The sequence below is a fragment of the Desulforegulaceae bacterium genome (assembly GCA_034006035.1).
Classification (GTDB): domain Bacteria; phylum Desulfobacterota; class Desulfobacteria; order Desulfobacterales; family JACKCP01; genus JACKCP01.
Map to the genome: position 1 here is coordinate 72,321 of JAVETN010000007.1, position 18,023 is coordinate 90,343.

Consider the following 18,023-nt stretch of genomic DNA (forward strand, 5'->3'; position numbering starts at 1 on the left):
GGAATAAACTTAAGTTTTAATATCAAGCATTTTTATATATCTTTGCTTTTCACTGTAAATACATCCGCAGTATTGTTGTCTGTACATTCCAAGTTCCTTTGATTTTTCTATTCCATAATTCCAGCCTTCCCTGAAATCTTTGTAATAAAATTTTACTCCGTTTTGTTTTCCAAGGGCTTTTGCAGTTTCAATTATTTTTTCATGGTTTTGTTGTTTGCTGTATAAAAGAGTAGAGGAAAAGTATTCAAAGTTTCCTTTTTTAGCAATTTTTACAGTGGCATAAAGCCTGTCATAATAACAAATTTGGCATCTGTTTGATTCCCTGAAGCAGACTTTTCTCAAAAATTCTTCCATTTCATATCCTTTTTGCCAGATCATTGGAAGATTTGAGTCTTGGGCATATTTTTTCAGGGTTTCTTCTCTTTTCATGCACTCTGAAAGCGGGTGGATATTGTGTCTGTAAAAAAATCCCATTACCTCAAAGTTCTCTTTTCTGAGCTGCTCCAGGGGAAAAATTGTGCATGGCCCACAGCAGGTGTGTAAAAGAAGTTTCATTAATAGCTTCTTTCCCCAAATATTTTTGTGCCAACTCTTACCATGGTGGAGTTGTATTCAATTGCAAGATGAAAATCATCTGACATTCCCATGGAAAGCTCTGTCATTTTAAGCTTTGGAAATTTTTCATTTAGGTTGTTTAGTGTGTTTTGCAAAAGGCTAAAATGTTTTCTTGCTTCATCTTCTTCCATTCCAAATGGAGGAATTGCCATAAGCCCAAGAATTTTTATATTTTTTAAATTGATGATTTCCTTAAAAAGATTTTCAGAATCTTCAGGCATTATTCCTGATTTTTGCTCTTCTTTACCTGTATTTATCTGGATTAAAATATTTTGGATTTTATCCTGGGCTGCTGCTCGCTTATTAATTTCTTTTGCAAGTTTTAAAGAGTCAACAGAATGGATTAAATCAAAATACTTTACTGCAAATCTGGCTTTGTTGGACTGGAGCCTCCCAATAAAATGCCAGCGGATTTCATTGTTATTTATAGAATCGATTTTATCCGTTGCTTCCTGGATATAATTTTCACCAAAATCAATTTGTCCTGATTCAAATGCCTTGATTATATCTTCAGCTGGTTTTGTTTTGCTCACTGCAATGAGTTTTGGAAAATCATTTCTATTGGAATTTTTACAGGCATTTTTAATTTGATTTTCTATTTCTTCTATATTTTTTTTTATATTCATTTTATTCAAATATCCTTTCTTTTTCCATAATTTCAATTACTTCACTTAAAGGAAGACCAACTACATTTGTATATGAACCTTTTATTGAAGAAGCAAAAGAAGCTGCTTTTGACTGAATTCCATAAGCTCCTGCTTTATCAAAAGGCTCTTTTGTACTTATATACCAATTGATTTCATCTGTGGAAAGCCTTCGGAAGGAAACCTTTGTTTTTACAGAAGCAGTGATGATTTTTTTAATTTCAGGGGAAATAAGTGAAAAACCAGTAATCACTTCATGGGTGTTTTGGCTTAATTTTGAAAGCATATCAAAAGCCTCTTTATCAGACCTGGGTTTTAAAAGAATTTTATTATCAAGTACTACAATGGTATCAGCACCTAGAACATAGTAATTAACCCTTCTTTTTGCAAGGTCAAGGGCTTTGAAGTAGGCAAGCATTTTTGCAAAATCTTCAGGTGGTTGATTATCAATTTCAGGTTCTTCAAATCTGCTTTCCACCACTATTGGATAAATTCCAGCAGAATTTAAAAGCTCAAGTCGTCTAGGTGATTTTGATGCTAATATCAAAGGTTTGTGATTTCTTTTGAATTCCATTTTACCTCTATATTATTTTATATAAATATTTGGATTCTTTGGTTTAATGAAGTTTTATCTTGTTTTATCCACTCCTATTTGTTTGCAATAATCTATTACAGGGCATTTTGAACAAAATGGAGAAACAGGTCTGCAAATTGTTTGCCCAAAGGCCACAAGGATTTCATTGTAAATTATCCAGTACTTTTTGGGCAGTTTTTTTCTAAGAACATCTTCAGTCTGATTAGGATTTTTTGTTTTTACATATCCAATTCTGTTTGAAATTCTATGGACATGTACATCCACGCAGATTGCTGGAATATTATATCCTTCAGCAAGAACAAGGTTGGCAGTTTTTTTGCCCACTCCGGGAAGTTCAAGAAGTTCTTCCATTGTATCTGGAACTTCCCCATTGTATTTATTAATTAGGATTTCGCTTATTTGAAGTATTCTTCCAGCTTTTGTAGGATAAAATCCCACAGGGTAAATCAGTTTTTCTATTTCTTCCTTTGAAAGCTTAAGCATTTCATAAGGAGTGTTGGCTTTTTTAAAAAGCTTTATTGTAGCTTCAATGGTTACTTCGTCTTTTGTTCTAAGTGATAAAAGAGTTGAAATAAGAATTTCATAGGGAGATGCACCTTTGATTGCAATAAATGTTATTACAGGGGCGTTCCATTTTTTGTATTCATTTTCAAGAATTGAGACAAACTTATTTATGGAAAATCTTTTTTTAGTCAATTTAGCTTCCTCATAAAATTTAAATAAGACAGACTGTCCTTTGTGTTACAGTCCTTTATTTAAAAAATCAAAGAAGAAAAGTGTCAGGGGCTTAAAATTTGCTTGTGGGATAAGATAAACAATGATTTTTCTTTTTATTTGTTGTAATAGGTGGTTTGTGTTTGTTTGGTAAAAGTATTCTTTGTGTTTTCAAAAACTTATTAAAATTTAAGGGAGATTGACGTATGGAACATCAGGCTGAGCTGGCGAATCCTGCACCTCTGGGTCTTATGGGGTTTGGAATGACAACAATTCTTTTAAATCTGCACAATGCCGGTTTTTTTGAAATGAGCTCTATTATTCTTTCCATGGGTATTTTTTATGGGGGAATGGCACAGGTCATAGCTGGTTTGATGGAGTTTAAAAAAGGCAACACCTTTGGAACTACAGCATTTACCTCATATGGCTTTTTCTGGCTAAGTTTTGTTGGCTTAGTTTATCTTAATGGAAAGTTTGGTCTGCCGGAAAACTCTCTTTCCTTTATGGGATGGTATCTTCTACTATGGGGAGTTTTTACTTTTTTCATGTGGATAGGAACCTTGAAAATGCCAAAAGCCATGCAGTTTGTTTTTCTTTCTCTTACCATTCTCTTTGCTCTTCTTGCAATAGGTGACTTTTTTGATTTAGGCGGTGTTTTTGCAACAATCACAGGGATTGAGGGAATAATTTGCGGTGCTTCTGCAGTTTATTTTGCAATGGCTCAGGTTATCAATGAAGTTTATGGACGAGAAGTTTTGCCCATAGGTTAAAATTGATAAATTAAAATCCGGCAGAGGTCAGGTGTTGACAACTGCCTGGATTTTCTTTTTTTGATTTTTTAAAACTAAAACACAACCGGGCTTAAAAGATAAAATTTAAAAACCGCTTGCATAAAATTTGGTTTTGGTTTACTCAATTGTTGTGTTTTTTTAAAGCTATTTAAAAATTTGCCTGGATGGCGGAAAAGGTAGACGCAAGGGACTTAAAATCCCTCGGCAGTAATGCTGTCCGAGTTCGATTCTCGGTCCAGGCACCAATAAAACTAAGAGGTTACAGGGTTTTTGAAAATAAAATTTTGTAGCCTTTTTTATTGATAGTAACCGCCTAGTAACCACCGGGTTAGGGGTGTCGCGGGGTCGGACCAAAACAACATCCTGAAATAACAGAATAAACAAAATTAAACCACCCAGTTTTTAGCTTTAGAAGGCTCTTTTCAACCCTAAAACAAGCAATCTAAGCATTTTCTTCCTGATGAAAAAAACTCAATGCTACCAAGAGCAAACAGATATTTTATTCCAGGTCATTTATGGCACATAACCCACAGATGCCATAAAAAAGAATTTTTATTAAAATTTGATAAGAATAGAGAAAATTTGGATCAACTGGCTTTGTAAGCAAAAAAAGATATAAATTTAAATTTTTGAATTATACCCTAATCTCAAACTATACTCACCTTCTGGTCTGAAAGTATTCCTGTAAACTACAATAAATTTGTTGCTCAATTTAAAGAAGACCTTATTATCAAACAAAAAAATTGTAACTGCAAATGAACTTAGTTTTATAAAAGAGGAACAAGCTGATTTTAACAATAGCTTAAATCATAAAATCTACTGCTAGTCATTTTGATATCAAAATGTAAGCTCTAAAGTAAAAAAACTCTTATTTTTAAGCTTTTTTATTGTTATTTTAATATGTTGTGCTGGTCCGACCCTGAAAACAACTCCCTGAAAATACTCTCTATTTGAGTTTGGCACGAAAACTAATTTGAATTTCCATACCAACTTGTATTTTAAGCTGTACTCAAATCCTAAAGTCTGTTTTAATTTCTAAAAAATTTTAATTTGAAAAGATTGGAGGCGCTACTGAAGAAAGATGAATATGATTGGGCTGCAGGATATGACCGAGTTTGCTCACAGAAGAGTAAACTGCGTAGTATGGTTGATGAATAAATTCCTCAACAGGCTGTTACGAAACTACATTTTTCAAAATTGGTGATCAATAAAATCAGTAGGTTACAATTTTAAAAAATGAGAAAAATCAGCATTCTGTAACAGCCTGTCAACTTAACGAATGGATAACTAACAGGAGTATTAAATTGAAATTCAATAGTTCCAGAATATGGGTTATGTTGACAACGTCAGTACTGGTAATGTTCGCAATATTCTCTTTATCCGGATGCGGCTCCGGCGACTCGGCTGGCATATACACAGGAAAGATTTCTTATATTGGAGTCAGTAAGGGCACCCTTGCAGATAAGATCGAGGCGACATTCGTCAATAGCGTTGCCTACGATGGAGAATCTACCGATGCACCGATATTTATAGCCGAATCGTGCATTCAATCACTGAAGTCGACCGAACAAGAAGGCATTCGCAGAACCTACGCTAATTTGAAACCTATTGTATTGATCCATGGCAACGCAGATCAAATAAACACACTACTTGACATCCTTGGACTTGAGCAGAACTATACCCTGCCCGAAGGTTTGCCGGAAAATAAGGATTACGCCGAGCTGTTTGCTATCGATCGAGAAGCTGATGGTTCTGTTTTTATATGGTCGATGTATCCACCCGGCGACGGAGTAATGCAACCTCGCGCTACTACGCCGCCTACAGAAGCACCCACTGAACCGCTGCCTGACCCAGTCACTGACAGCGATTCTGAACAATTCCGCAGAACTGAAATGTTGCGCAATTGGATTGATAATAACGGTAATCGCTTAACATCAAAGCTGGAAGGATATAGACAGGATGCAATCCAGGCTCTTGTTGTAGCCACTGACACGACAGCGGAACTAACCCAGATTGTACCTGCTTTTGTATATGAAAAAAACTTCTCCAATGGTGGGAATCATTATACACTCTACTATTACATCTATTCATGCCACTCCTTCAATGAAGCCGATGCCAGGGATTACGACTGGTTCTATGTACGCCAGGAAGGGATGTTTAATGCATCAGGTGGATATAATGGGCCTCAGAAAAATACAAAGACTATTTGGAACGATCAGGAAGTCCATTACTATGTCGGCAAATACTCAATGAATAACTGGATGGAAGGGCTGGACTTCCCAGGAAGCGGGGTCTCGCTCATGACAGCACAGCCAGAAAACGCCAACAATAAGGAAACGGTCACCAGTGGTGTCAATTGGAACATCGGTGGCTCTGTGGGTTTTTTTGGTACCAGTGCGACTGGCACCATGGACGCAGGAGTCAGCATCACCAACTCGTCAACTTTCACCGTGACTGATTGCACACTAACAAACAGATCCGCAGAAAAAACCAATAACGCCCGCTGGAGCTATGAATTCAATAAAACCACACATACGGTTTCTGTTGGTAAAACTGAAATCAATACTCCCACGCTATTGTCGCGGTCAAATTTTCAGCCGGTGAATCAGTGGATATGGAAATTCTCTCCCGACATTCGTGAGGAAAAAGTAAATTCGTTTGTTTCAGAGTTTGATGTGGATCTGATTCAAAGTGTGAGCGGGCACCTCATATTGCCATGGGTAGCTCTTGATGCACAACACAATGTCTTTGATGGGGGATTATGGACAATAAATGTGCCTTTACCCTTCCCGCCACTGCTGGTGGCCCCGCACAATCTTGATTTCAGTGCGGAGGGGCAATACAAAACGCTGAATTTAGCTGTTGCCCGCAGCTGGACAGCTTCCAGCGACCAGGATTGGTGTAGTGTAAAACCAGGTGCCGACTCCCTTGTTTATATCACTGTTGATTCAAATACCACTGGGGAGGATCGGGAAGCCGAAATCACCTATACAACGGATGACGGCAATGCCTCCGACAAGACTAAAGTTATACAGTCGAGGTTCTAAGGTATTGGATATCTTGTCGCTTTTTACTTAATCTGGGGATTGCTTTGAATTGAGCAAGGAGTCCCCAGATTTTATTCATAAACAACATATTAACCCCTGCCACGCTCTTTAGGATCATAAAGTACTTTATCTTCTAAAAAAATCAGATCTTCATGCTTTTTTACAGCTGAGAGTTCATCACCTGAAAATCAAATAAAGCTCACACTTTGGGGAAGAACGAATTCGGACCAAAATTACTTAGAGATAAAAAAGCAAATGGGTATTATATTTCTTTGGGTTGCAAAAAACAATAGGACACCCACAAAGCAGACGTAAGTTCCCTTATAAATCTCAATCTTTTTTTATTCCTAAAAATCAGCTACTTGAAAGGAACTTATAATTGATGGAAATGCGGGGTCGAATTGAAATAATAGAATAAACGTAACCGTTGAATAAACCCCATCTTACAACTATAAAAAGATCATTGTAACCGCTCAATAAACCCCACCTTACAACTATAAAAAGACCATTTATAATACAAGCCATAATAACCAACAAATAAAGGCTTGTAAAAATAAAATCAAACAGTTCAAATCCAGATTAAAAAACTTTTGAAAAACCCATATATCAACAAACCAGATTGAAGTTATGGGAAAAGGGCTGACTGATTTTACTGCTGGAAGTACCCTTGATATTTTTTGGGGAACAAAACTCAAGTATCAAGAACTTGATGAAAAATACAGACAGATAAACAATAACAGATGCAGCATAATTTAAAAAAATTATCTTTCCTATAATTTTAATCCAGAGGACTTTTCACACTGTTAATATCTTTTTGCATTAAATGGGTATAGATTTCTGTTGTTTTAACATCAGAGTGCCCCATAAGTTCCTGCAAAACTCTTATATTTACTCCGTTTTCAAGCTCCTTGCTTGGGAACCCAAATCCCAGATAAAAGAGCCTGGTGCTTAATCTGTTCACTTTATGAATCTAGGCAAATAAGTTTTTTTATTTCAAATACTTACATTTCAAGCTGGAGCTTGGGAACGAGCCCAAATTTTCTTGTTTTTTATGACAAGGTTTCAGGAGTAAGGCACTAAAAAGTCACGCAAAATATGAAGTGGCATCGGTGAATCAGCTTTAAGCATGGCAATCGCAAACCTATATCTTAATCCTTTGGGTGTGGAGAGATCCCGGCCTCGGCTATCACCTTTAACGTTTCTATCTGTAACGCCGCCATTTGCGGGATTTGTTTGATGGCGGCATTTATGCATGTTTTGGATATAATGGTGAGACAGCAAACAAAGATCCACAAGATGGCCTTGTTAAGCTCTAGTTTTTGGCAGTACTCTCAATTATTTCTTTCAATGTCTCAATATCTTTAGACACTAAAGTAGAGTTGCCATTTGATGATATCTCATAATCAAGCTTTGCTTTATAAATAACCTTTGCACCATTTCTATATGGGTAAATTTCGACATTTACCGGAAAGTCTTTGTTATTCATGCTTAGTTTGTAAGTATTCTCTTTCTTGAACTCTTTAATTGACTCACTTCTTCCCCATTCGTATTTACCTAGTAAGCGATCAAAATTCGCATAGACTGATTCAGGTGAAAATTCGACGTTAATATCACCTTCAAGATTATATGTATAACGTTGAGACACTTCAGATGAAGACAATTTTGAAAAAATATTAATTACATCTGATTTTAAATTCTGCAAAGAATCAAGCGGTGGAAACTCTAATCCAAATACACTTTCCATTGGCTCTATTGAAAAGTTTGAATCTAGGGTAAATGATAAATTACCATCTGATTCAAGTTTTGAGTTTGCTACAAATACAATTTTTGTTGCATAAGTACGTCGAATATTTGGAAAGTATCTACCTTTTGCATAGAATATTTCATACAAATTACCCTTTTTGTTTGTGCCAATTCCATTGTAATCAACAGCACTATCATAAGCATTCTTACTCGCTTTTTTATATTTACTTAGAGCTACAATTTGATCTGAAAAATTATATTTTTCAGCATCAAATTCAAACCTTTTACCCGTGACTGGATCAATTTCTGGAAAATTAAGATTGAATACTCCAGATACTGGTCCTTCCTCAATTACTCCTTGTGTTTTAGGCAAAATATTTGCACATCCAACTAAATAAGCCACAATTAACATTATCAGTGGATAGCGTATATTTGAATATTTATTTGTCATTTCTTCCTCACCCTTACGTAGTTTAAAGTTTATATTGTTTGCTTAACAAGTAATTGCGTGGATTCTGTATAATCCACATCAATAAATTGGTTTATTATATTTAACAAAAAATAAAAGTCAAGTATGGTTTATTAGTTTTGGTAGACTAAAATTGACCCACTAAAGCATAAAATTGCAGCTGAAAATTGACCCACCCAAAGTAAACTTCTGATAATCTAAAAATATACAAAGACCAGATATCAGGAGAGAGGAGATGATAAACTTGGATCAATATGAATACATAAGAACAGCTTATAGAAGTTATGATAAAAAAATCAGAGAAATTGCAAAAGAAACCGGACATTCAAGAAATACAATAAGAAAAGCCCTAAGAAAAGAATACATAGGGTACTCAGAAAGACAAAGCCAGCCTTATTCTGTATTGGGCCCTTACATAAAAACAATAGACAACTGGCTTAAACAGGATAAAGACAAACCAAAGAAACAACGTCATACAGGAACAAGAATCTATAACAGGCTAAAATCTGAAAAAGGTTATACAGGCTCGCTTTCAACAATTCTTCACTATGCAAAAACAGCAAGGCAAAGAATCGGGGTAAACCCAAAATAGGTTTTTATTCCACTGGAACCCAAAGTTGGGCAAGAAGCAGAAATTGATTGGGGAAGCTGCATTGCTATAATAGGAGGCCATGAGCAAAAACTTAAAATTTTTTGCATGAGATCAAAATATTCAGGCAAGCATTTTGTAAGATGTTATCCCTGCGAAAAGCAACAGGCTTTTTTTGATGCACATATTCATGGCTTTGTTTTTTTCGGGGGGAATATTTCCTAATTTAATTTATGATAATCTTACAATAGCAGTACAAAAAGTATTGTCAGGTAAAAAACGAATACTTCAGGAAGAATACAAAAAGTTTAATGCCTACTATAATTTCAATGCTAAATTTTGTAATCCTGCTAAAGGCCATGAAAAAGGCGGTGTTGAAGGGCTTGTAGGCTTTGCAAGAAGAATTATATGGTTCCGGTTCCTGAAGCTTCTACCTTGGACGAATTGAATAAAATGCTTCTTGAGCAATGTATAAAATACGGAGAACATACCATTCAAGGCAGAGATAAAACAGTAAACGAACTATATAAAGAAGAGCAAAAATATCTTTATACTCTCCCTGAAGAAGAATTCAGCAATCTTCAATCTGTATCCGTAAAGGCAGATAAGTATTCCACAGTGATGATAGATAAAAACAGATATTCTGTCCCAATTGAAGATGCATGTCTAAAGCTTAATGCAGTTTTAAAGGTAAACATTATTGAAATTTACCGGGGAAATAAAAAAATAGCAGAACATAAACGTTTTTACAATGTAAACAGATGGAGCCTTAACCCTTTTCATTACTTAAATCTTATACAACAAAGACCAGAGTCTTTTTCTTCAGCAAGACCTTTAAAATACTGGAGAAAAACATGGCCGGAAGATTACAGTAAACTTCTGGATAAGCTTTGTGTAAGTCACGGGGAAACAAACGGCACTAAAAAATTTATAAAAATTCATTCATTCAATACGGGGTCGGACCAAAACAACATCCTGAAATAGTAGAATAAACAAAATTAAACCACCCAGGTTTTAGCCTTACAAGGCTCTTTTCAACCCTAAAATAAGCAATCTAAGCATTTTCTTCCTGATGAAAAAAACTCAATGCCAAGAGCAAGAGGTATTTTATTTCAGGTCATGTATGGCAGATAACCCACAGATGCCATAAAAAAGAATTTTTATTAAAATTTGATAAGGACAGAAAAAAAGGATACTCTCTTATTGACTTGGAATCTTTAAAAACATTTTAGATTTTCATGATATTAAGTCTTTTCAAGACTATTATATGTTTTGAGCTAAACAATAATTAAAAGCTCTTGTTGGCTGAGGATCTTGCTTGGAATTACTCCTTAAAAAGTTGAGTTATTTACTCCTAAAACATAAAAATAAGGCTTAAAACTGTTTTTAACTGCTTCAGCAGTAAGCTTTAAAAAAGGTTGATAATCATTTTTAGTGTGAGCAAGGTCAAGAAATTCATAGTAATTTAATCTTTTTTCCACCGGTAAAATAACCGGAGGAAAACCATTCTTCATAAGTTCAAGATTCATTAAAAGTCTTGCAGTTCTTCCATTCCCATCTATAAAAGGATGAATTTTTACAAAATCAACATGAGCCCTTGCAGCTTTTTCCACAGGATGCATTTTTATAAAAATCTTTTTGTATGCTTCTATAAAAGATTCCATTAAATCAGGAACCTGGGTGAAATCTGGAGGAAGATGATCTGCACCAGAAATAATCACATTGTTTTTTCTATAAGCTCCGGCACTTTTATCATCTATATTTTTTAATATTAATTGATGAATCGATTTTATCTGCCATTGGGATAAAGGCTCGTTTTTTTTTACCAGTTCTTCAACAAAAAAAATTGCTTCTCTATGATTTATAGCTTCAAAGTGTTCTTTTATGGTTTTGCCACCAATAGTAATTCCTTCCAGAGCAACCTTAGTTTCTTTTAAAGTGAGAGTGTTGCCTTCGATTGCATTGGAATTGAAAGTCCATCTTAGAATAAGATCTTCATGAAGATTTTTAAGAACTTCTAAAGGTAACGGCCTGAAAGAATCCAGTTTTTTCTTGAGCTTATCAATTTCTTCAAAGTTCAAATCCGGCATAAGTTTTACCTATATTTTATTTGGGAATATATTTCTTACTTCATCGCCTGTTATTCCAGGCTACTGCGTGGTGACAGACGGGTTTGAATGATTGTATTTTTTACACAAAATTTTTCCATAAAGAAGACATTAATTGCAAAACAACAAAGCCCAAAGTTTCCTTTGAGCTTTGTATTTATCTTACAGGCTAATTCTAAAAAAACAATATAAATGTATTTGATTTTTTAAACAAAAACTGGACAACTAGCTTGACAAACACCTTTCTTAACCTTGACCTTTCATTTCCTGTGGAGACAAAAAAATATGGGGAGTAAGGTTTTTATAGTTCAGACTAATGCACTTACAGCTTGTTTTGATGATAAAATTGACTTTGAAATAATTGATGAAATAAAACCTTGTAGAATTGTTTTTAAGGATTCACCGTTTAAAGATGACAAAGGCAGAATTAATCTTGAAGAAAGATTTAAAAGGTTATCGCCTGATACAAGAATAATCGTTATTTAATACATGAGAATTTTATTTATGAGCAAAAAGCTAACAAAAATCAGTGAAAGGCTTTTTCAAAGTATAAAAAAGCTTATCAGCGAAAGTAAAAATAACGTAGCTGTAACTGTTAATTCAGAGCTTACGTTTTTATACTGGAACATTGGAAAATATATAAAACAGGAAATTATAAAAACTGACAGAGCTGATTACGGAAAACAAGTATTGTTTTTTTTATCAAAGCAGTTGACTGAAGAGTTTGGACGAGGCTGGAGTGAAAATCAGCAGAGACACTGAATAAGATTTGGCGAAACAATAGATGCAACAATTCTTTCCGCACTGCAGAGAAAGTTGACCTAAATTCACATAAAAACAATAATATACATTGATGACGAGCTTAAGACTCGAGATATCAGGAAGTTTACTTAATTTGCCCAAGCACTAATTCTAAAAAAGACCTTCCTATCCCAAAACTGCTTTTCCTCCTCCAGATCTTTTGGCTTTATATAAAGCATCATCTGCCTGTTTAAACAAATCTGCAGGTTCTTTTTTATCTTTTAACAATGCTATGCCAATGCTTAATTTAAGATTTAATTTTTTATCTGTTTCTTGAACAAGGGCAATTAAACTTTCACATTTGGAACGAATGAAATTAATTGAAGGAATGTTTTCCATATATACAGAAAATTCATCTCCTCCTATCCTGCCTATAACGTCTGTTTCCCTAAAGGTGTTTTTCAAAGCTTCACTTACAATTTTCAATGCCCGATCTCCTGCTAAATGACCAAAGGTGTCGTTGATGTCTTTAAATTCATCACAATCTATTATTAACAGAGTATCGGTTGAGTCGTTTTTTTTGTTTTTTACACTTTGTTCTATTAATTTTTTAGTAGTCGCAGCATTGTATAACCCTGTTAAACCATCTGTTTGGGCTTTGATTTTAAGTTTTTCTTTTTCAGCAATTTCTTTACTGATGTTAATTAGTTTACCAACTATATAGTATCGTTTTCTTTTTTTATCATACATGGTCGATTTAATAATTTTAAATACACCTGAATCCCCATTGTTAAAGGGAAGTTTTATTCTTGGAATTATTTCATCAGATTCTTTTTCTAATACCATGTTTTTTAATGTCTTGGTTACTTTATCAAGATTTTCTTTTGATCCAAATAAAGACATAGATTTTTTAGACATTTTTAAGTCATCAGCTTTTATATTGTATTCAAACAGATATTCATCGGAAATATGAGACAAAATCTCATGTATTGTGTTTTGCAGTCTTAAATTTTTTTTGGCACGGATATTTAAAATAAGGCTTCTTAGCAACAAGCTGATTACTATAATAAAGATGCCAACAATTCTTTTGCCATAAGCATCCATAATCATTGAAAAAGTTACTTTTCTTTCAACTTGTGAAGATATATTTAAAACTATATTGCTCAACTGATTGTCATCAATTGAGTCAATAGATTTGTTTATAATAGAAAGTAATTTAGGATCTTCTTTGATAAATCCTATGGAATATTCTCTGTTTTCTTTTCTTATTGGAATTGCAATTATGTTTTTATAATTATTTTGCAAACTATAAAATGCAAGAGAGTATTCATTTCCATAGCCATAATCAGCATGACCATTTTCTACTGCGTTTAATGTAGCTTCTCTTGAATTGTAGTAAATAGTATTTTCTTCTTTTACCCCATCTGGCAGGCTGCCACCTTTTATAGATGCGTATATTTTGCCTTCTAACTCATTTGAATCCATAGAAGAATTGAAAAACAATATTGTTTGGGATTTTAAATAAGGACGGGATAAAATCATATCTTTGGGAGCATACTGAGAGGTTATTCCAAAAATTATATCATAATTACTTTCAAAGACGTCATAAATTGAGTCGTAAAGTTTATATTCAAATTGAATTCCTGTTATCTCCCCTATATTATCCAGTATACTTACAGCAATTCCTACTATTTCACCTTTTGAGTTTAAATAGTGAAGAGGAGCCCCTCCATCAATTGAGCACGCCCTTACTGTCTTTTTTTTCTCTAAATAAGCTATTTCTTCTTCAGTTAAGAATAACTCTTTTGCCAGGGACGCAGTTCTTCCTATTAAAATGAAAACCAAAAGCAAAGGTACCATCCAAAGTTTTTTCATTTTCTTGTGATTATCCATAAAAACAGCCCTTTGATTAGGTTAAATTTAGTTAATTTGCTGATATTTTGTAAAATAAGACAGTATTGTTTTTAATTCCTCTGTGTTCATTAGATGAATCAAAACAACAATATTTAAAATAGGGGTGTAGAAAGCAAGTAAAAAATGAAAACAGACACCAGGTAATTCGGATGAATTTAAAAAAATTATAATAAAAAAACGTGTGTTTACTGTTTTTTGTAAGTGGATGGTGAAAATTGAAATTATTGTATGATGTGGTGGAGCCAAGGGGGATCGAACCCCTGACCTCATGGCTGCCAGCCATGCGCTCTCCCAGCTGAGCTATGGCCCCGAAGGAAACTGAGAAACAAAAGTTTATTTATTCAATTGTTGTGGTAAAGTCAACAAAAAAGATTAATTATAAAATCTATCACCTATTTTATCAATGAATAAAAAAAGAGTTTGAAAAAAAACGAAAATCATTTATTTTACCAAAATTGGTAATTAATATTTATTTATAAATTTTTAAGGGGAAAATATGCTTCAGTTTATCAGAAACAGAGCTTCAAGCTGGATTGTAAAATTCATTCTTTCATTGATCATCGTTGTTTTTGTTTTTTTTGGCTGGGGAACATATAAGTCAGGCAAGATGAATCAAATTGCAAGTGTTAACGGAGAAGTTATTACCCCAGGAGAGTATAGAACTACATATAATCATGTTCTTGAAAGTATAAAAGAACAATTTGGAGGCAATCTTTCGCCTGAGCTTATTGAAATGTTTCAAATTGAAAGACAGGCTTTAAATCGTTTAATTGAAGAAAAAATTATTCTTCAGAATGCAAAAGAACACAATCTCATGGTTTCAGATTTGGAGCTTGCAGATTATGTTTTTAATATGGAATTTTTTCAGACCGATGGAAGATTTGATGGGAAAAAATACAAACAAGTCTTAGCTGCTAATAGAATGTCTGTAGAAGAATTTGAAATGAGTGTAAGAAAAGATCTTTTACTCCAAAGGATGGCCTCTCTTATTACAGGAGCAGTTAAAGTTACTGAAAAAGAGCTTGAGGCTTTTTACAACTATTCAAATAAAACAGCAGATATTAAATATGCTGCTTTTGATCCTTACCAATATAAAGAAAGTGAACTACCTGTTAGTGAGGAAGAAATCACCAGATATTATGATGAAAATAAAGAAGATTTTCAGTCTGAGGAAAAACTTAAGGTAAGTTTTTTAAGGTTTGACTCCGATGATTTTAAAAAAAATATTGAAGTATCAGACAGAGAAATTGAATCATATTACCAGGAAAATATAAAAAATTATTCTTCTCCTGAAAAAATTAAGGCAAGGCATATTCTTGTAAAAGTAGCTGAAGGAGCCGGAGAAAAGGAAATTGAAGATAAAAAAATTCAGATAGAAAAAATTCGCAGTAAAATTATTCAAGGCAGTGACTTTGGGGAAATGGCTAAGAAACACTCAGAAGGGCCTTCAGGGCTCCAAGGTGGAGACCTTGGTGAATTTCAAAGGGAAGACATGGTTAAGCCTTTTGCAGACGCAGCTTTTGAGCTTAGCGAAGGAGAGGTTAGTCAGCCTGTAAGAACACAATTTGGCTGGCATTTGATCAAGGTGGAAAAAAAGATGGAAAAATCTTTAAAAGAAATCAAGGATGTTAAAGATTCAATTAAAAGCTTTCTTTTGACTAGAAAATCAAAAATGGCAGCCTATGACATTGCAGATGCTGTTTATGCCTCAACCCTGGCTGGGTCGTCTATCAATGAAGAAGCTGAGGCCAGAGGACTTTTAAAAGAAGAAACAAATTACTTCACCATAGAAGGACCTTCTTTTGGAATTGCCAATGCAAAGGAATTTGCCAGGGAGGCATTTACATACGAGGTTGGAGAAACATCAAGAATTCTTGAGCTTGGAGAAACCATGTATATTCTTCAGGTTGATGATAGAAGAATGCCCGAAGTTCTTCCCCTTGACCAGGTAAAAACTAAAATAAAAGAAATTGTTTTAGAAAATAAAAAGGAAGATAAGGCCAGATCAGATGCAGAAGCATTTCTTGCCAAACTGATTGAAACAGATTCTTTTGATGAAGGCAAAAAGGTTGTTTTGTCAGATGTTAAAGAAGTAAAGGGTATTCAAAGACATGGAGTTATAAAAGAGCTTGGCTCTTTGCCTGAACTTCAGGAAAAAATATTTGAAACCGCTTCAAAAGATAAGACAATTTGTGAAACAGCTGTAAAAACTTCCAAAGGATATTTTGTGTTTTCAGTTTTAAATACAAATCTTCCAAGCCGGGAATCCTTTGAAGCTGAAAAAGACAGCTTAAAGGAAAAAATGCTTGAAAGAAAAAGAAATCAATTCTTTTCCAAATGGATGGAAGATTGCAAAAAGAATTCTGAAATAAATATTTCAAATAAATTTGAAGGTTGATTTGTTGTTAAATAGGGCAGCTTTTGCGGTTGCCCCCTTATTTGTTAAATAACCAAGAGGATAAAAATGGATAAAAACTTAAATACCCATGAAAGAAAAATCCTTTTAGAGGCTGCAAGAACAGCTATATATAAAAAAATTTCCAATGAAAGCTTTTCTTTTTCAGATGAACTTAAAAAGTTTTCCCATAAAAGAGGGGTTTTTGTAACTTTGAAAAAAAATGGAAATTTAAGGGGATGTATTGGAAATATTCTTCCTGAAAAAGAACTTTTCAAGGGTATAGTGGAAAATGCCCTTAATTCTGCATTTCAAGATCCAAGGTTTAATTCTCTTTCAAAGGATGAGCTTGATAAAGTTGAAATTGAAATCAGTGTTTTAACTGTTCCTGAAAAAATTGACTATAAAACGGCCGAGGATCTTAAAAATATAATTATTCCTTTTGAGCATGGGGTGATTCTAAGCTTTGGTCCAAGACAATCCACTTTTCTTCCTTCTGTCTGGGAAGAGCTTCCTGAGTTTGAATTGTTTATGTCCCATCTTTCCATGAAGGCAGGAGTAAATCCAGATGATTGGAAAAAGCTTTCTCCTAATGTTTTTGTTTATAAATCAGAATCTTTTTCTGAGTCTGATTACTAAAAATAAGCCTGATTTTAAATTTTTAAATCAGGCTTAATCTTTAAAGCTTAAGTATCAGGTCAAAGAGAAATCAATGAGCTTGCAACCCAGACGCAATCTCTTGTTTTTTCCCCAATATATCCAATCATATCTGCAAGAAAAACAAGGTGGGTCAAGGAAGCAGGGTTGGTTTCTGTTTCAAGGATTTTTCTTTTCATTCTAAGTGAAAGGTCATAGGTTTTTTTACTTTTTTCAATAATTTCATCAATAAGTTTTGCTGCTGATTTTTTTGCTTTTTTGTTTTTAAATCTTTTTGATGCCTTAGATAGTTCACTTGAAAGTATGGTTAGTTTTTCTATTGTTTCTGCTGCAGAATCTGCAAGCACAAAAAGCTCTGTTTCAATTGAGTCAGAGTTTATGGGCGATTGACGGGTAAGAATCCAGTCAAGAACAGAAGACATTTTTGCTGTTATTTGAATTTTATACTGAAGATAAAGATAATAAAGAGAAGAACCTGCTCCTTTAGCAGAATTTTGAAAACAAACCAAAAGAGAGTAGTTGTCTATTTCGGTTTTATTTTTAATCATTTCTTCCTTGAAATTTGATGCAAGTTCTGTTTTACCTTCAATTATACATTCAATAGCCTGCTGAAAATTAATTGTGAATTCTTTTAAAAGTTTATCCTGAAAAATTAGCTTTTCAAAAGGATATGCTCTTTTTAGTATTTTCATTGAACCTCCATTAAATCAATTTAATTTTTTACAATAATATACTTGCTAAATCTCAGCTGTTTTTTTATTTTTATTTCAGAAAAGCTTAAGTTTTTAATTTTCAAGTTCCACTGAATACCAAAATTCTGAATTTAGGCAATTAGAATACATTTAAACTTTATCAATTCAATAAAAACTTTTTAAATATATAGAATTTAGTTGAAATTCCAGTTGTAGATAAAAAGTAAAACAAAAGTTATCATTAAAATCTCTTAATTGACATTTGATTATTAATTGTTTATTTCCAAGGTAAAAATAATTTAACAATAT

Annotated in this window: 19 protein-coding genes and 2 tRNA genes; 11 read left to right on the forward strand and 10 right to left on the reverse strand. The window is 33.7% G+C overall.

Annotation, left to right across the window (positions count from 1 at the left end; genetic code table 11):
• Nucleotides 1–9: 9 nt before the first annotated feature.
• The 4 genes from RBR53_07065 to nth are packed head-to-tail and all read right to left on the reverse strand — an operon-like array spanning nt 10 to nt 2,550.
• Nucleotides 10–555: an epoxyqueuosine reductase QueH gene (locus tag RBR53_07065; GenBank protein ID MDY0132413.1), complete on the reverse strand. Its 546-nt coding sequence runs from the start codon at nt 553–555 to the stop codon at nt 10–12.
• Nucleotides 555–1,241: a YggS family pyridoxal phosphate-dependent enzyme gene (locus tag RBR53_07070; GenBank protein MDY0132414.1), complete on the reverse strand. Its 687-nt coding sequence runs from the start codon at nt 1,239–1,241 to the stop codon at nt 555–557. The genes RBR53_07065 and RBR53_07070 overlap by 1 nt, the downstream gene beginning before the upstream one ends.
• Before the next feature lies 1 nt (nt 1,242).
• Complete coding sequence (locus RBR53_07075) at nt 1,243–1,833, reverse strand: Maf family protein (protein MDY0132415.1); 591 nt, start codon at nt 1,831–1,833, stop codon at nt 1,243–1,245.
• Nucleotides 1,834–1,887: 54 nt separating this feature from the next.
• Nucleotides 1,888–2,550: an endonuclease III gene (nth, locus tag RBR53_07080; GenBank protein MDY0132416.1), complete on the reverse strand. Its 663-nt coding sequence runs from the start codon at nt 2,548–2,550 to the stop codon at nt 1,888–1,890.
• A gap of 224 nt (nt 2,551–2,774) precedes the next feature.
• On the opposite strand from nth, the gene RBR53_07085 reads away from it, so the two are divergent.
• The 4 genes from RBR53_07085 (at nt 2,775) to RBR53_07100 (ending at nt 7,162) form a co-directional block, all read left to right on the forward strand.
• Nucleotides 2,775–3,338, forward strand: a complete 564-nt coding sequence (locus tag RBR53_07085; protein ID MDY0132417.1) for an acetate uptake transporter — start codon at nt 2,775–2,777, stop codon at nt 3,336–3,338.
• A 179-nt stretch (nt 3,339–3,517) separates the two neighbouring features.
• Nucleotides 3,518–3,604: transfer RNA gene (locus RBR53_07090), tRNA-Leu, on the forward strand.
• 1,059 nt (nt 3,605–4,663) lie between these two features.
• Nucleotides 4,664–6,406 (forward strand): BACON domain-containing carbohydrate-binding protein, encoded by a 1,743-nt coding sequence (locus RBR53_07095; protein MDY0132418.1) that lies wholly within the window; start codon nt 4,664–4,666, stop codon nt 6,404–6,406.
• Between the two features lie 627 nt (nt 6,407–7,033).
• On the forward strand, nt 7,034–7,162 hold the full coding sequence (locus RBR53_07100) for a hypothetical protein (GenBank protein MDY0132419.1): 129 nt from the start codon (nt 7,034–7,036) through the stop codon (nt 7,160–7,162).
• Nucleotides 7,163–7,184: 22 nt separating this feature from the next.
• Here RBR53_07100 and RBR53_07105 read toward each other — a convergent pair whose 3' ends face one another.
• Nucleotides 7,185–7,367 (reverse strand): tyrosine-type recombinase/integrase, encoded by a 183-nt coding sequence (locus RBR53_07105; GenBank protein ID MDY0132420.1) that lies wholly within the window; start codon nt 7,365–7,367, stop codon nt 7,185–7,187.
• A gap of 351 nt (nt 7,368–7,718) precedes the next feature.
• Entirely contained in the window at nt 7,719–8,600 is an 882-nt protein-coding gene (locus RBR53_07110) for a hypothetical protein (GenBank protein ID MDY0132421.1), read from the reverse strand.
• Nucleotides 8,601–8,853: 253 nt separating this feature from the next.
• On the opposite strand from RBR53_07110, the gene RBR53_07115 reads away from it, so the two are divergent.
• The 3 genes from RBR53_07115 (at nt 8,854) to RBR53_07125 (ending at nt 10,191) form a co-directional block, all read left to right on the forward strand.
• A complete protein-coding gene (locus RBR53_07115) occupies nt 8,854–9,210 on the forward strand; it encodes a hypothetical protein (protein ID MDY0132422.1) in 357 nt (118 codons plus the stop codon).
• 175 nt (nt 9,211–9,385) lie between these two features.
• A complete protein-coding gene (locus RBR53_07120; GenBank protein MDY0132423.1) occupies nt 9,386–9,655 on the forward strand; it encodes a hypothetical protein in 270 nt (89 codons plus the stop codon).
• A complete protein-coding gene (locus tag RBR53_07125; protein MDY0132424.1) occupies nt 9,616–10,191 on the forward strand; it encodes a hypothetical protein in 576 nt (191 codons plus the stop codon). The genes RBR53_07120 and RBR53_07125 overlap by 40 nt, the downstream gene beginning before the upstream one ends.
• Nucleotides 10,192–10,538: 347 nt before the next feature.
• Here RBR53_07125 and RBR53_07130 read toward each other — a convergent pair whose 3' ends face one another.
• Complete coding sequence (locus RBR53_07130; GenBank protein MDY0132425.1) at nt 10,539–11,297, reverse strand: Fic family protein; 759 nt, start codon at nt 11,295–11,297, stop codon at nt 10,539–10,541.
• 303 nt (nt 11,298–11,600) lie between these two features.
• Here RBR53_07130 and RBR53_07135 point away from each other — a divergent pair, with 303 nt between their 5' ends.
• Together RBR53_07135 and RBR53_07140 are read left to right on the forward strand one after the other, a co-directional pair.
• The gene (locus RBR53_07135) at nt 11,601–11,801 is read left to right on the forward strand and encodes a hypothetical protein (GenBank protein ID MDY0132426.1); all 201 of its coding nucleotides are present in this window, start codon (nt 11,601–11,603) and stop codon (nt 11,799–11,801) included.
• A gap of 18 nt (nt 11,802–11,819) precedes the next feature.
• Complete coding sequence (locus RBR53_07140) at nt 11,820–12,077, forward strand: DUF1016 N-terminal domain-containing protein (GenBank protein MDY0132427.1); 258 nt, start codon at nt 11,820–11,822, stop codon at nt 12,075–12,077.
• Between the two features lie 165 nt (nt 12,078–12,242).
• Here RBR53_07140 and RBR53_07145 read toward each other — a convergent pair whose 3' ends face one another.
• Nucleotides 12,243–13,949 (reverse strand): GGDEF domain-containing protein, encoded by a 1,707-nt coding sequence (locus RBR53_07145; GenBank protein ID MDY0132428.1) that lies wholly within the window; start codon nt 13,947–13,949, stop codon nt 12,243–12,245.
• A 255-nt stretch (nt 13,950–14,204) separates the two neighbouring features.
• A tRNA-Ala gene (locus tag RBR53_07150) sits at nt 14,205–14,280 on the reverse strand.
• 186 nt (nt 14,281–14,466) lie between these two features.
• Between RBR53_07150 and RBR53_07155 the strand changes: the two genes are divergently transcribed.
• Nucleotides 14,467–16,368, forward strand: a complete 1,902-nt coding sequence (locus tag RBR53_07155) for a SurA N-terminal domain-containing protein (GenBank protein MDY0132429.1) — start codon at nt 14,467–14,469, stop codon at nt 16,366–16,368.
• A gap of 66 nt (nt 16,369–16,434) precedes the next feature.
• Nucleotides 16,435–17,004 carry an AmmeMemoRadiSam system protein A gene (amrA, locus tag RBR53_07160; protein ID MDY0132430.1) on the forward strand — a complete coding sequence of 190 codons (570 nt, stop codon included), beginning with the start codon at nt 16,435–16,437 and terminating at the stop codon, nt 17,002–17,004.
• A gap of 59 nt (nt 17,005–17,063) precedes the next feature.
• Here the strand turns inward: amrA and RBR53_07165 are convergent, their stop codons facing one another.
• Complete coding sequence (locus RBR53_07165; GenBank protein ID MDY0132431.1) at nt 17,064–17,714, reverse strand: hypothetical protein; 651 nt, start codon at nt 17,712–17,714, stop codon at nt 17,064–17,066.
• Nucleotides 17,715–18,023: the final 309 nt, after the last annotated feature.